Source organism: Oceanicola sp. D3, assembly GCF_006351965.1.
Taxonomy (GTDB): Bacteria; Pseudomonadota; Alphaproteobacteria; order Rhodobacterales; family Rhodobacteraceae; genus Vannielia.
Genome location: NZ_CP040932.1, coordinates 3,141,366 through 3,155,399 on the forward strand (window position 1 = coordinate 3,141,366; position 14,034 = coordinate 3,155,399).

13 protein-coding genes and 1 tRNA gene are annotated in these 14,034 nt (G+C 59.7%); 7 read left to right on the plus strand and 7 right to left on the minus strand.

The features are described from left to right. Positions 1 to 95: 95 nt before the first annotated feature. Genes FHY55_RS15730 through FHY55_RS15740 form a run of 3 tightly spaced genes read left to right on the plus strand, consistent with a single transcriptional unit; the run spans position 96 to position 3,316 of the window. Positions 96 to 806 carry a tyrosine-protein phosphatase gene (locus FHY55_RS15730; RefSeq protein WP_254695341.1) on the plus strand — a complete coding sequence of 237 codons (711 nt, stop codon included), beginning with the start codon at positions 96 to 98 and terminating at the stop codon, positions 804 to 806. Beyond that, positions 803 to 2,554: an ABC transporter ATP-binding protein gene (locus tag FHY55_RS15735; protein ID WP_254695342.1), complete on the plus strand. Its 1,752-nt coding sequence runs from the start codon at positions 803 to 805 to the stop codon at positions 2,552 to 2,554. Before FHY55_RS15730 ends, FHY55_RS15735 begins: the two co-directional genes overlap by 4 nt. Positions 2,555 to 2,572: 18 nt before the next feature. Next, positions 2,573 to 3,316 carry a folate-binding protein YgfZ gene (locus FHY55_RS15740; protein WP_140015092.1) on the plus strand — a complete coding sequence of 248 codons (744 nt, stop codon included), beginning with the start codon at positions 2,573 to 2,575 and terminating at the stop codon, positions 3,314 to 3,316. Between the two features lie 68 nt (positions 3,317 to 3,384). Here the strand turns inward: FHY55_RS15740 and efp are convergent, their stop codons facing one another. Next, the gene (efp, locus tag FHY55_RS15745) at positions 3,385 to 3,948 is read right to left on the minus strand and encodes an elongation factor P (RefSeq protein WP_140015093.1); all 564 of its coding nucleotides are present in this window, start codon (positions 3,946 to 3,948) and stop codon (positions 3,385 to 3,387) included. 218 nt (positions 3,949 to 4,166) lie between these two features. Here efp and FHY55_RS15750 point away from each other — a divergent pair, with 218 nt between their 5' ends. Then, a complete protein-coding gene (locus FHY55_RS15750) occupies positions 4,167 to 4,487 on the plus strand; it encodes a DUF6280 family protein (RefSeq protein ID WP_140015094.1) in 321 nt (106 codons plus the stop codon). Positions 4,488 to 4,566: 79 nt separating this feature from the next. Here the strand turns inward: FHY55_RS15750 and FHY55_RS15755 are convergent, their stop codons facing one another. From FHY55_RS15755 to FHY55_RS15765, 3 genes are all read right to left on the minus strand, one after another. Further along, positions 4,567 to 5,979: a hypothetical protein gene (locus FHY55_RS15755; protein ID WP_140015095.1), complete on the minus strand. Its 1,413-nt coding sequence runs from the start codon at positions 5,977 to 5,979 to the stop codon at positions 4,567 to 4,569. 234 nt (positions 5,980 to 6,213) lie between these two features. After that, positions 6,214 to 7,584, minus strand: coding sequence for a TolC family outer membrane protein (locus FHY55_RS15760; protein WP_210410495.1), 1,371 nt, complete (start codon positions 7,582 to 7,584; stop codon positions 6,214 to 6,216). 82 nt (positions 7,585 to 7,666) lie between these two features. After that, positions 7,667 to 8,320, minus strand: a complete 654-nt coding sequence (locus FHY55_RS15765; RefSeq protein WP_140015096.1) for a protein-L-isoaspartate O-methyltransferase — start codon at positions 8,318 to 8,320, stop codon at positions 7,667 to 7,669. Between the two features lie 431 nt (positions 8,321 to 8,751). Between FHY55_RS15765 and FHY55_RS15770 the strand changes: the two genes are divergently transcribed. Continuing rightward, positions 8,752 to 8,825: transfer RNA gene (locus tag FHY55_RS15770), tRNA-Cys, on the plus strand. Positions 8,826 to 8,886: 61 nt separating this feature from the next. Here FHY55_RS15770 and FHY55_RS15775 read toward each other — a convergent pair. Then, positions 8,887 to 9,897 carry a tyrosine-type recombinase/integrase gene (locus tag FHY55_RS15775; RefSeq protein ID WP_140015097.1) on the minus strand — a complete coding sequence of 337 codons (1,011 nt, stop codon included), beginning with the start codon at positions 9,895 to 9,897 and terminating at the stop codon, positions 8,887 to 8,889. After that, entirely contained in the window at positions 9,884 to 10,057 is a 174-nt protein-coding gene (locus tag FHY55_RS20675; protein WP_210410496.1) for a hypothetical protein, read from the minus strand. Before FHY55_RS20675 ends, FHY55_RS15775 begins: the two co-directional genes overlap by 14 nt. Before the next feature lie 983 nt (positions 10,058 to 11,040). Here FHY55_RS20675 and FHY55_RS15780 point away from each other — a divergent pair. After that, positions 11,041 to 12,225: a DUF262 domain-containing protein gene (locus tag FHY55_RS15780; RefSeq protein ID WP_140015098.1), complete on the plus strand. Its 1,185-nt coding sequence runs from the start codon at positions 11,041 to 11,043 to the stop codon at positions 12,223 to 12,225. A gap of 7 nt (positions 12,226 to 12,232) precedes the next feature. Beyond that, a complete protein-coding gene (locus FHY55_RS15785) occupies positions 12,233 to 13,279 on the plus strand; it encodes an MAE_28990/MAE_18760 family HEPN-like nuclease (RefSeq protein WP_168223028.1) in 1,047 nt (348 codons plus the stop codon). 275 nt (positions 13,280 to 13,554) lie between these two features. Here the strand turns inward: FHY55_RS15785 and FHY55_RS15790 are convergent, their stop codons facing one another. Further along, positions 13,555 to 14,034 (minus strand): hypothetical protein, encoded by a 480-nt coding sequence (locus FHY55_RS15790; protein ID WP_140015100.1) that lies wholly within the window; start codon positions 14,032 to 14,034, stop codon positions 13,555 to 13,557.

The following is a 14,034-nucleotide window of genomic DNA, read 5'->3' on the forward strand; positions in this document are numbered from 1 at the left end:
GCGCACATTATGCCCGCCCCGCGCCGCGTCAACACCGCTTCGGTGCCGCGCGTGCTTGTTTGCGCAGGGCACAGCGGCTATTCCCCGCGAAACGCTTGGAAAGGAGCCCCATGCTGGACGGGCTGAAGAAATGGCTGAAGAGCAAGGAGCGGGCCATTCGCACCTCCTTTGGCGACGATATCTCGACGCCCGAGAAGCGGCGGCAGGCGAAGTGGCACTTCAACCTCTTCGACCACGCGTGGCTGCGCACCTTCTGGACCAATTTCGACAAGGTGGCGGATGGGGTTTATCGCTCCAACCATCCGAGCCCCGAAAGGTTGAAAAAGTACAAGGCCATGGGGATCACCACCGTGCTCAACCTGCGCGGTCAGGAAAGCGGGTTTTCACCCTGGTTGTTCGAGGAAGAGGCCTGCCGGGAGCTTGGGCTGAACCTTGTGGTGGCGAAGATTTATGCAAGGCGGCCAGCCACTCGCGAGGAGATGTTGAACCTGATCCACACCCTCAAGACGATCGACAAGCCCTTTGTGATGCATTGCAAATCGGGCGCTGACCGCGCCGGGCTCGCCTCGGTGCTCTACAAGCTGATTGTTGAAAAATCCTCCATCGAGGAGGCCCGAAAGCACCTCTCGCCGCGCTATCTGCACCTGAAGTGGACGAAAACCGGCGTCTGTGACCACATCGTCGACATGTGGGAAGCCGAGCATATCGCCACCGGCATCAGCGCGGAGGAATGGTTTTTGACGAAATACGACCCGGCGGCTGTGGCGCGCAGCTTTGCCGCCCGCAACCGCCGCGAGGCGGCGTGAGCAAGGCGCCCCGCTCCACCCCGGCGCGCCCCGGTGCCTTTTCCTGGATCTGGCGGCACTACCTGCGCCCGCATTGGCCCGCGCTGCTGGCCGCCGGGCTGCTGATGGCCGTGGAAGGCTCGATGCTGGGCTTCCTCAGCTACATGATGAAGCCGATGTTCGACAGCGTCTTCATCGCCGGGCAAAGCGGCGCGCTGTGGACGGTGGGCCTTGGTATTCTCGCCATCTTCCTCATCCGCGCCTTCACCTCGGTCGGCCAAAAGCTGCTGCTGGCCCGGGTGGCCTCCAACGTCATCTACAAGATGAAAACCCGCCTCGTCGCCCATCTGATGCGCCTCGACACCACGTGGCACGGCAAAAACCCGCCCGGCGCGCTGATCGAGCGGGTTTCCAACGATACCAACTCCGTGCGCGAAGTGGCCAATGTGGTGATCACCGGGCTGGGGCGCGACGTGGTGGCGCTGGTCTCACTGCTGGCGGTGGTGCTCTGGATCGACTGGCAGTGGACGCTGGTGGCCCTGATCGGCACGCCCCTGCTGGTGGCCCCGACCCTGCTGGCGCAGGCCTACATCCGCCGCACCGCGCTCAGGGACAGGCAGCTGGCGCAGCACATGTCGATCCGGCTGGATGAGGTGTTTCACGGCATCAACCCGATCAAGCTGAACCGGCTGGAAGACTACCAATCGCGCCGGTTTGACGGGCTGGCCTTCGAGCGCAGGGGCACCGAGGTGCGCAATCAGGTGGGCCGAGCCATGATTCCCGCCCTGATCGACGTAATGACGGGCGTCGGCTTTTTCGCCGTGCTCATCTACGGCGGGCGCGAAATCATCGACGATCAGAAGTCGGTTGGCGAGTTCATGAGCTTCTTCACCGCCATGGCGCTGGCCTTTGAGCCGCTGCGCCGGCTGGGCCAGATCAGCGGCGTCTGGCAGGCCGCGCAGGTGAGCCTTGGCCGGGTGCGCGAAATGTTTGACGTGCAGCCCTCGCTGATTTCGCCCGCCACCCCGAAAGAGGCGGAGACCGGCGATATTGTTTTCACGGACGTCCGGCTCAACTACGGCGAGGCACCGGTGCTCAACGGCCTCTCGCTGGTTGCCAAGGCGGGGCAAACCACGGCGCTTGTCGGCCCCTCGGGTGCCGGGAAATCCACGGTTTTCAACCTGTTGACCCGGCTTGTTGACCCAAAATCCGGCGAGATCACCCTTGGCGGCACCCCGATCAGCGCCATCAGCCTGCCGGAGTTGCGCGGCCAATTCTCGATGGTCAGCCAAGAGGCGCTGCTGTTTGATGAAAGCCTGCGGGAGAATATCCTGCTCGGCAGCGAAGTGTCGGAGGATCGGCTGCAGGCGGCGCTCGATGGGGCCCATGTGGCGGACTTCGTGAAAGACTTCCCCGAAGGGCTCGACAGCCCGGCCGGGCCGCGCGGCTCCAGCCTTTCGGGCGGGCAGCGCCAGCGCATCGCCATTGCCCGCGCGCTCCTGCGGGACGCGCCTATCCTGCTGCTGGACGAAGCCACCTCGGCGCTCGACACCAAGAGCGAGGCGGTGGTGCAGGCCGCGCTCGATGAGCTCGCAGAGGGCCGCACCACGCTGGTGATCGCCCACAGGCTCTCGACCGTGCGCAATGCCGACCGGATCGTGGTGATGCAGGCCGGCCGTGTGGTGGAAGACGGTACGCATGACGAGCTGCTGGCCAAGGGCGGCACCTATGCCGAGCTTTATCGCCTGCAATTCGCCGAGGAGGGCTAAGGCCCTATGTCTGCCTGCATGGAACGTACAGTCTTTCGCCTCTCCGGGGCCGACCGGATCGACTTTTTGCAGAACCTCGTAACCAATGATGTGCGCGGGCTGGAGCACGGCCTTGTCTGGGCGGCGCTGTTGACGCCGCAAGGCAAGTGTCTGGCCGATTTCTTTCTGGTGCCGGATGGCGAAGAGGCGCTGCTGCTTGATGTGGCAACGCCGCTGGCGGCTGATCTGGCGAAGCGGCTGAAGATGTACAAGCTGCGCGCCAAGGTGGAGCTGGAAGAAACCGAGCTGACCGTGTCACGCGGCACCGGACCGGCCCCCGAAGGCGCATGGCCCGACCCGCGCGACCCGGCGATGGGCTGGCGGGCCTACAACGGCGCGCCGGGCGATGACACCGACTGGGACGCCCTGCGCGTAGCGCATGTGGTGCCCGAGAGCGGGGTGGAGCTGGTGCCGGGCGAAAGCTACCCGCTGGAGCTGTGCTTCGAACGGCTCCACGGCGTGGATTTTCGGAAGGGCTGCTACGTGGGGCAGGAGGTGACGGCGCGGATGAAGCACAAGACCGAGCTGAAAAAGGGCCTTGTGCGGGTGTCGATCGAGGGTGCTGCGCCCGTCGGCTCGCAGATCATGGCCGGTGAAAAGCCGGTTGGCACGCTTTACACCCAGTCTGGCGGTGCCGCTTTGGCATGGCTGCGCTTTGATCGGGCGGCAGATGAGATGCAGGCCGAGGGGGCCAAGCTCACCTGGGACGGCCAGAAACCCTGAAACGGGGTGCGCTGAATCCGCACACCCCTCTCTGACAGGCTAGGAAACAGAGTGTTGCGAACGCCCGCTCAGGCGCGCTCGGAATACTCCATGGTTTCGGTATTCACGATGATGTCTTCATCCTGACCGACGAAGGGCGGCACCATGACTTTGACGCCATTGTCCAGCACCGCAGGCTTGAAGCTGTTGGCCGCAGTCTGGCCCTTCACCACCGGCTCGGTTTCTACCACCTTGCAGGTGACCTTCTGGGGCAGCGTCGCGCTCAGCGCTTCCATCTCGTAATATTCGATCTGGATGGTCATCCCGTCCTGCAGAAAGGGCCGACGCTCGCCCAGAATATCGGCGGGAAGCTCGATCTGCTCGAAGGTGTCATTGTCCATAAACACCAGCATCCCATCGTTTTCATAGAGAAATTGCTGGTCTTTCTGCTCCAGCCGCACCCGCTCGACCTTGTCGGCGGAGCGGAAGCGCTCGTTGAGTTTGGAGCCGTTGCGCAGGTTCTTCATCTCGACCTGCGCGAAGGCCCCGCCCTTGCCGGGCTTCACGTGGTCTACCTTTACGGCAACCCAAAGCCCGTCGTTGTGCTCGAGCACGTTCCCGGGGCGAATTTCATTTCCGTTGATCTTCGGCATTGTGGCGAAACCTTGGCAAAATCTTGAAAGCGGTTTGGCCGGAGCTATATCTTGCCGCTGTTGGGCTGACAAGCCGACTAGATACTGTGGAAGGTGACGTACAGGTATGCACCCAGATCATAGCTGCTATGACTTAGGCGGCATATCGAATCGCGCGAAAACCACCATATTCAGCGAACACGCCACATCCTCAAGACCAAGAAAAACAAGGAAAACGCATGATTGACTTTGTCGACGGCACGGCTTTCAACCAGGAACAGGGCCAACGCGCTCGCAAACTGTTTGCGGCGGTTGTTCTTGCGGCCTTGGATGACGCCATTGCGGATGACAAGAAATACGGCAACGGCCCTGAGCAGATCGCCCGCTGGGCGCGGTCGCGCGATGGCCGTGAAGTGCTGAGCTGCGCCGGGATCGACCCCAACGAACGGGTCGTGGGCGGGCTCATGGAATTTGTCGGCAAGGGGGTTCGTACCTCTGTCGCGCTGTCGCGCGAAGAAAGCGAACGTCGCCAAGCTGCCGAACAGGCCGAAGCTGCCTGATCCACACCCAAATTTCTGTTAAGCTGCCATGAAATTGCGCCGGCCCTTGTGCCGGCGCTTTTTCGTTGTGGGCCCTGCCCTAGCGAATGCCGCGGGTTTCAAGCGCGCGGGCAATCTCGCGGCGCACCAGTTTGCGCACGTTCTGGGTGATGCGCTCGCCCATGCGGCCACGTAGCTCGGCACGCACCACCTCTGACACCAGATCGGTCAACAGGGCCTCGTCAATGATGGCCGGAGCGCCATGCTCATCGCCTTGCGCTGCAGTAAGGGGGCCTGCTTCCGCGCCATCGACCTCGTCAAAGTCGGCATCCTCCCAAGGGTCGGCGTCATCCGCGATGTCCCGCTCCCCGGATGCAGCCTCGGTGCCCACAACGTAGCCGTCGAGCGCTTCATCTGCGGCCTCGGGCGTATCGGCATCAAAACCACCCTCACCTTCCTCAACGAACGGCATGTCATCTGCCGCGCCTTCCTCTGCGCGGGCGTCACTCCGTGCAAATTGCGGATCAGCGACGGGCTCTTCATCGGCTTCGGCGATATAGGCGGCCAGAGATTCCTCGTCGAACTCGTCTGGCTCTTCGGTGGCGGGCGCCTCTGCCACCACGGGCTCGGGCCCGGCGACATTCTCGTTTGCGGCGTCCGCCACGGGCGGGCGTTGGGCACTGCGGAATACAAGCGGCGGCTCGGGTTCGGGGAGGTCATCAGGGCGCGGCAGGTCGGGGGCCGACCAATCTTCTTCCGGCTCAGGCCACTGCTCTTCTTCCGGCGCGTCGGCCAGCTCTTCTTCCGGTTCTACAAGTGCCTCGACCGGCTCCAGCGGGGCGGGCTCTTCCGGAGGGCCAAGCTCGATCACCTCGGGTGGGCGGGCCTCCTCGGCCTCGGGTTTGAAGTGCAGGCGCCCGGTGGGGATATCGGGGGTGGAGAGATCAATGACCGTATCCTCATCGCCCTCCTCTTCCCAATCAAAGCCCTCTTCGCCCTGCGCCATCTCGGAGCCGTCTGGCTCATACTCGTCGCCAGCACCAAAGGCGGCCTCTAGCCCCTCCACACGCGATTGCAGCGGATCCTCGGCATCCACGGCCTCCGCTTGGGCGGAAGCCTCGCCAGCCTCAGTCTCAAATTCGAAAGTTTCGGGCTCGCGCCAGAGCGCCCGCTCGGGGCTGGCCACCTCTTGCCACGAAGCATCGAGGGCATTTTCGTCATTGTCGCCCTCGGCGGGCTCACCGGCCTCTGCCGCCTCTTCGGCGGCGGGCACTTCTGGAGCGGGCGACTCAGCCTCGCTGGCCTCTTCCGGCGCGTCTGCGGCCTCGTCTTCTTCCACGCGCAGGGAGGGCGTCAGCAGCAGGGCATCGGCCCCGCCCGCATCCTCGCCACCTTCCTCGCCCTCGGGCGCGGCATCGGCTCCGGTGCGGGGGCGTGCGGCGTTCTCCGACACCAGGCGGCGGATGGAAGACAGCACATCCTCGATTTCAACATTCGACATCGGATCAGACATCTATTCCTCTCGCCGCGACATCCCCCACCATATCCCGCATATTCTCATGGTTGGCTGGCGCTTACGCCGTTTTGTTCATGCTTTTCCGCAGGCCGTGGCCCGCCGGACACGCTGGAACGCAGCGGAAGGCGGGGCCGGTTCCGGCAGAGCCGGGCGTTACTCCGGCCTGAGGTTAACTTTTTGGAGCTCGGCGCACAACTACCACCACGGCGCAGCATCGCCATACGCTGCCGATCACTGGCGCTGGAGACGCTCCAGCACCCGATCAAGCTGCTGCCCCTGTTTGGAGCGCTGCGTCGGCGCGGCTTTTACCGCGTTGTAATAGGCCGCCGGATCGTAGGTTTGGATACCCAATCCCAAGTGCTCCACGGTCAGGAGACCCATGGCAGAAAGTAGTGAATAAAGTGCTACATATTGCTGGGCCTGCGCATCAATTCGCGCCGAGCGGGCATCCAACAGGTCTTGCTGAGCGTCCAGCACATCCAGCGTGGTGGCCGCGCCGAGGTTTTGCTCTTCCTGCACCCCACGGAAGGCCACGGTGGCGGCGCGGATCTGCTGATCGGTCGCCTGAAGCTGAGCCACTGCGACGCGCAGATTGGCCCAGGCGTTGCCCACCAGCTGTTGCACGTTGTGCGTGGTGCTGAGCAGCGCGGCGCGGTTGGCCTCGGTCTGGTTGCGGGCCGTGCGCAGCTGCGCCGAAAGTTTGCCACCGGCGTAGATCGGCTGGTTGAGCTGAAGCCCGAAGCTGGACCTGTCATTGCCCTCGTCGTCAAAGCTGAGCGCAGCGGAGCCGTCGATGGTGAACTTCATCGCCGCCTGCGCCTGCTTGATTCCCAGCTCGGAAGCCGAAACCGTGTGCTGCGCCTGACGGATCAGCGGATGGGTGCGCACGGCCACCGCCTGCGCCGCCTCAACCGAGGCTGGCAATTTGGGCGGCGACGGCGGCGGGGCAAGCGCCTTGGGATAGCTGCCAACAGCCACGCGATAGCTTTCGCGGGCCACCTCAAGCTGGCCCTGCGCGGCGGCCTCGGAGCTGCGGGCCGCGGCCAGCTGGGCCTCGGCCTGCGCCACCTCGGTGCGGGTCACCTCGCCCACCTCAAACCGGTCGCGCGCGGCGCGAAGCTGCTGATTGGTCAGCCGCACGTTGGATTGGGCCAGCGCAAGGCTCTCGGCAGCCGAGGTCACATCCATATAGGCCTGCACCGCCGCCAGAAGCACCTGCTGCTCGTAGTTCACCAGCGCCTCGCGGGTGGCCAGCACGACCTCCTTTTGCACCTCCACGCCAAGCCGGGTTGCGCCGTTGTCATAAAGCGTCATCGAGGCCGAAAGCGAGACCGTGGCGCCAAGCTCATAGTTCGTCTGGGCCGAGGCCGTGGCCCCGGCAGAAAAGGCGATGATCGGGCGCAGATCCGCCAGAGCAATGGCCACGTCTTCATCAGCGGCCCGCAAGAGGGCGCGCTGCTGGTCAAGGATATGGCTGTGGCGATAGGCCGTGATCAGCGCATCTGTCAGGGTTTCGGCCCGGGCCGTGAGCGGGGCCAGGGCAGTGGCCCCTGCCAGCACAAGCGTTGCCAGACCTGTGCGAATACGTTGCGCTTTTGCCATCTCGGCCCTCGCCTGCTCGCGCTCTTCGGCACGGTTGTCATCGTTGTGCAGCCGGGGTTCTACAACCGGGGCCGCGGCCTGTTCAGAGCGCGAAGTCGCGCGACTTTTCGAAACCGGGGAGCACCGGGGCTGTGGCATTGAAGGAGAAGCGCCACGCAATGCGGCCGTTCTGGCGGGTGCCAACCTTCACGGTGCCGAGGCTGCCTTCCATCATCACGCAGGCGATGCGGCCATCTTCCTTGAGCTGATCGGCCAAGGCCTCGGGCAGCTCTTCCACCCCGCCCTGCACGCAGATCACATCATAGGGGCCGTGTTTGGCCGCGCCTTCGGCCAACGGGCCGGTCAGCACGACGGCGTTCATCACACCTTCACGCGACAGGATCGCCTCGGCCTCGGACGCAAGGCTCTCGTCTTCTTCCAGCGCAATCACGGTATCGGCCATATGGGCCAGCACAGCGGCGGAGTAGCCAAGGCCGCTGCCCACATCCAGCACCATCTCGCCCGGCCCCACATCCAGAGCGTCGAGCATCTTGGCAAAGGTGCGCGGCTCCAGCATCACGCGGCCCGGTGCCAGCGTGAGGTTTTCGCCCAGATAGGCCGCCTCGCGCTTGTCATCGGGCACATAGGCCTCGCGGCGGACGGTCAACATGGCGTCGATGATGGGAAACTTGGTAACGTCGGAGGGACGGACCTGATTGTCGACCATCATCGTGCGGCGGGTTTCGTAAACGCTCATAGAAAGTAAACTCTTCGGTTCGCTTCGCTTGCCTAGAAGTGCCATGAAACGACGGGTGACGCAACACGGCCAATGCGCACATGGCGCACAGAGCGTTACCGGTTCTGTGCGCGCCATCTGGGCCGCTCTTCGGGGCCCCTCCCCCTCATCGCAGCCGCGCGGGCTGGCACCCATTGCCGGGCGGCTCCACCACCGAGCCGCGCAGGCCGCTCGGGCGACACGCGGATCCCCCGAGCGCAAAGGCAGGCTGCTACATTGGCCTTGAGAGCCGAGGGCCCCCAGCCCACCTCCCCCACACCCGCCACGCCCGCAATCTCTGCGCCGCGGCCCAAAGGCTGCCGGCACGCCAAACCAGCTGGTCGTTGCCCATACGCAGACCCTCTTGAATCAATCCCCGAAACCCGCTACCTCCCGCCGCACCACCCAAGGACGGCGAGTTGGCGGAGTGGTTACGCAGCGGATTGCAAATCCGTGTACACCGGTTCGATTCCGGTACTCGCCTCCAAACAATTTCAATGACTTAGACGAAATCGAGACCGACGCGGCAGCGCCGTCTAAACATTTGTCTAAACATTCTGTTTTTGTTCCGTTCTCATTCGCTGGGCTTCAATGGCTCTGACTTTCTGCCTCACCTTCTTGGTGTAGTGCAGAACCATGGCCGAGCTTTGGCCGGTTATGGAGGCCACGAGATCATCCCCGCAGCCAGCTTCGACCAGCTCGCAGGCTGCGTTGTAGCGCCAGCTGTGAATGTCATATTCGAGGGCACCGATTTGCTCGCGAACCACTCGTACGGCGGCTGACGCGCCCCGGTAAGACCACCTGTTGGTGCCCCGTTCATTCGTCAGAATGAACACCGAGTTGCGGCTAGCGACCTTGAGGGCCGCTTCCAGCTCTGGAAGGATCGGCACCCAAAGCTCTTTCTTGGTCTTGCTCTGCTTCACGCAGAAGCCACCGTCCTGAATGTCAGACCAGCGCATGTTGAGCACATCGCCGATCCGCTGGCCGGTGCAGACACAGAGCTCCATGACAAGACGTTGCCGGGAGCCGAGCGGGCAGGCTTCACGGTAGGCATCCAGCAGGTGCCGGGGCCACGGCTCGCGCTCGCGCTTCTCCGTCTTGAGCTCAGGCACACCCCGAGCGGGGTTTGTATCGCGCCAGCCTAGATCGACGCAGTGCTCCATGAGCACGCGAAGCACCCGGAGCGAGTAATTGGCGAAATACGCCTTCTCGGCATTCGCATCGCGCAATCGGATCACATCCTTGCGCTGCATCTTTGCCGGATTTCTATCGCCCATGATCGAAGCGAAGAAATCGAGGTGCTTGTCGTAGTCCAGCCCGGTGCGGGGCTTTAGGTTCCGGTACCTGGGCGACGCCCGGTAGCTCTTGATGAGGGCGACGAAGGAGCGGTGCGCTATGACCTTCGGCTGATCCTTGGTCCCAAGGATATCCGCGTATTCCTTCCAGAAGGCAGGCGTGCCGAACTCGCTCTCAAACTTGCGCGATGGCCAGCCGCGCCGCTGGAAGTAAAGACCGTTCCTTTGCCGGTAGACGTGTTTCGGCAGCTCACGTTTTGCCATGACGCATATCTATCCCCTCAAATTCGTCACCCTCTTTGGGCCGAGACAGAACAAGTTCGATCTTGCGGCCCTCTATCGTGACACGACCGACCGATTTTCCGGCACGCTCAAAGGCATTGAGTAGGTCCAGCGCCTTCTGCTCGATCTTTGCTCCTGCCATAGCTCACGCCTTATCGGCCCTCCAACTTCGAAGTGTTTGCGCATCCCTTCGGGCTGAATGCGCGCGTTGCGCCCATGCAAACGGGCGTTGGAAGGATTCTAGGCAGGCGCTGATTCTCGAGCAACGCACTCCGAAAATTTTGTCGGCGGATCGGGGTAATAGTTTGAGTAAATGCATTCTAGCATTTGTGCCAAAAAGGCACCACTCTTCACTTTTTTCCCGCCCATCACGACAGATTGACGACCTTCCCTTGACATCCAATTACGCGAACGTCGGCGGCCGACTGCCCGCGCAAGAGTTTGAGTAAATGCATTCTAGATCAAGCAGGCGCGCGCGTGCGCGCGCGAGGTAGAACCCTCACGCGCGCACGAGGCTGACAGCGCCCAAGCCACCGTCAGCGCATTTACCGATCATTGGCCACGACACGACCCCGAAGCCAGGTCGTGCCAGGTGGGCAGCCTCCTCCCCCCTCCGATATTTGAGGTCTCCGGGGGGAGGAGGCTAACGGCAGCGCGTCAATCTGGCCACGGTTCGAGCTTCAACAGCTGCACCGCTAAGCGCCCCTTGGAGCGCTCAAAAGGTCCGCTCCGCTGGTCGGAGCCACCGCTCATCCGTTTTGGGCGATCTAAACGCCCCTCCGTGGCTCTGCGGCCCTTTCCGGCAGCGATCGGATGAAACGGCTAAGCGCTCAGACAGCTGAAAGTCACAGATCGGCGAAAGGAGGCGACAACGGGCGGGATGCGGACATTCGCTGCAATCGCGAACGTGCGCGGCTCATCGGCGGAATCGATAGGCTGATCCTCGAAATATTCTCCAAGGCGCCTCGTAATCGAGATCAAGATCGCTATCCTTTCCCTTCAAGTTCAGCATTTACAGTCTTGAGCCTTATCAGTTGGCAAGCGTCGGCGAACTACGCTACGACTGAACAGACTTAGTTGGGGCTGCTTCGGCGTCTCTATGGTCTCAATCCGGAGGTGGAATCGATGATTACAAAAGAAGAGCATGACCTCTGGAAGAACCCACCAAAAGATCTCGCCACCAACCTGAGCGACCCAGAAATCAATGAGAAGTATTCCAATGGCGAAGGTCGTATCGTCGTAGAGAACAATCGTGAAAAGCTTCCAGGCTTTTATCAACAGTTGCTTGACAGCGAATACATGGATCTGCGCCCCTTCTATCAAAGAAGGCCCCGCTGGGAGCCAGATCGTCAAAGCCGATTGATTGAGTCCTTCTTGATCAACTTACCTGTGCCGCCAATTTTCTTATATGAACGTAACTTCAACTCTTATGAGGTAATGGATGGTCAGCAACGTATTACGGCGATCAAGGACTTCTTCAGCAACCAGCTGAAACTTAAGGGTTTGCAATATTGGCCAGAACTAAATGGTCGTACTTACGAGACGCTTCCACGGCTCGTGCGATCCGGGATTGATCGAAGATCGATCTCATCAATCGTAATGCTAAAGGAATCAGCGCCAGAAGATGAAGATGCAGCAAGGCTCCGTGAAATTGTATTCGAGAGACTTAATACTGGGGGTATCGAACTCGAACGACAAGAAATTAGAAACGCACTCTATAACGGACCATTTAATGAGATGTTGCTGGAGCTTTCCCGACACAACCTGATCAGGAAGGTATGGGGTATTCCAGCGTATCATCCTGATGAGATGAAGAGCGGAGACAAGAAGCTTTTAGACAGCAACTTCTTCCGGAAAATGGAAGATGCGGAACTTGTACTTCGTTTCTTCGCTCTACGAAACGTCGAACACTACACTCGTGGCATGCAAGGATTTTTAGATCTGTATATGGGTAGAGCCTCTAAACTCAGCGAATCAACGCTAACGGAGCTTCGCATCCTGTTTGACGAAGTAATGCGAGTGGTAAGTGGGATCTATGGTGACCTTGCTTTCCAACCGTTCGATGTAAAAAAAGACGAGTGGAGTGGCCGTCCTCAAAAAGCATTCTTTGATGCCGTTACAGTTGCAATATCACGAAATTTGGCCGCTGGAGATATTCTGATTCAGCGCAAAGGCGAGGTAATTGAACAAACAAAAGAACTATTTAGGAAGCACGAAGACGGTACATTTACTGGGAGAAAAAATAGTAAGAAAGACATCCAAAACCGGATAGACCTGTTTGCGAAGATGCTCGGCGCGGTCGCAGCATAGCTTAGAAATGAATCCAGCATTCAATTCACTCGTTTCGCATTGTGAGCAGCTATCGCGCTTCGTCTCCGCGACGCACTCACTGCGCATTATTGTTTCAGGTTCTAAGGAGCATTCGGAACCGGACTGGCTTCAACATGAACTGAGCAACCTGCGGATGAAATCACCGAGCACCGTAGATTGGCGAGTTCTGGAACACACTCTTACAATTACCCACCTATATGCCTTGTTCGAGCAGTTCTTCGAAGAGACTGTGGCCGAATGGGTTGACTTTTTGGCTGCCAATTTTCCGTTCCATCAGCTGCCATCAAAAGTGCGAAGTTCATATCAGGCAGGCTTCGCTAAGGTAATTGGTAAATTGCCCTCCCCGAGGTTTCCAACTTTTACTGCAAACAACTTAGTGAACGATTTTCACGAGGCACTGAGTGGCAAAGATCCTTACCGGCTTGAACCGACTTTAATCACATATCGAAGTAACAATCTTAGGTGGAGTGAAATCTGTGAGATCTTTGGTCGTTGCAATGTTTCTAGCCTAAATGATTGGGTTAATGCAAATGACCGCGTATCAAATCATATTGGAGACGTTCACAATAAAGTCGCAGAGCAAGTTGAATCTAGGCTAGCCAATTTTGTTCAGTATCGAAACGACTGCTCTCATGGATTGGCGACACCGGATGAAATACTTGGACATGAAGACCTATTGGAGATGATTGAATTTATTACCGCTGTTGCCGATTCACTTAGTCAACTGATCTCTTGGAAGCGAGTAGAGGCCCTCCTAGAAAACGGGCGCGCGAAACGCATCGGCAGCGCGAATGAAGTTTTTGAGAGGGCAGAAGCAGTGGTAGCGCAAGTTTCTAACTCCAGTATTAGCTTAGGTCAAAAATTGTACTGGAAGAAGGGAGGTAATTTTGGCACCACAGAGATTGTTTCTCTACAAATCAACGACAAAGATGTAAAAACTATAGATACGACAGATCCTGTTGAGCTGGGGCTGAAGCTAACATTGCTTCCAAAGAAGGGCACTGCGCTATTTATTGATGCTCTTGGGCAGTGATTTGTGTCGATGTTTTGTATACGTCGCAGTGCAAAACTTCTAGCCGCGGCCAATTTCCGCTTTGAGCCGCAGTCGAATATTCGCTAGCGGTGGCGCCAACATTGCACTCTCTTTCCCCGCCCCTTCGCTGAATGCCCCGGTACCTGCTCAGCTGCGAGCCGCTCGGAAAGCCACCTCCCGTGCCACAAGGAGGCCGAACCGCTCCCGAGATCGCTTCTGACTAATCCTGATCTCCGCTGTTTTTGGCTTGGGCAGCCGACACGCACCAAAGATCCTTACGCAGTTTTGCCCCAATCAATGCAAGCCCTGCGATGTTCTTCATAAACGCCACGCGCGTCCCCACTGTGTGCAATCCCGGCAGCATCCAGGCCCTTCAAGAAACCTTCGCAAACTGCATCGCTGGTCTTGCCTCCTGCATTCCCCAGCATTGCTGTAAGTTGTGGCAAATGATGGTGAGAGCAATAGATACATAGACGATCCAGTTTTAGAGCGCCAGTTGCCCAGTTTCCCCACTTCTGTTTGCTCTCATCGAATGCACCAGACGCTATCGCTATTTGTTTGAAGTCGGTTGGAACTCCCAATTTCGCAGCGACGATAAGATGGTCGATCGCCTTCTTCAAATCGAAGCCCTTCTCGGTTCGAGTAGATAGTTCTGCCATCGCTTCCCTACATAGCGCCGCACTCATTTTTCCGGCATCTCTGTGCCGAGAAATGATCAACTCGAGTTGCTCAGGCGTCTTACTCGTCAAATCCAT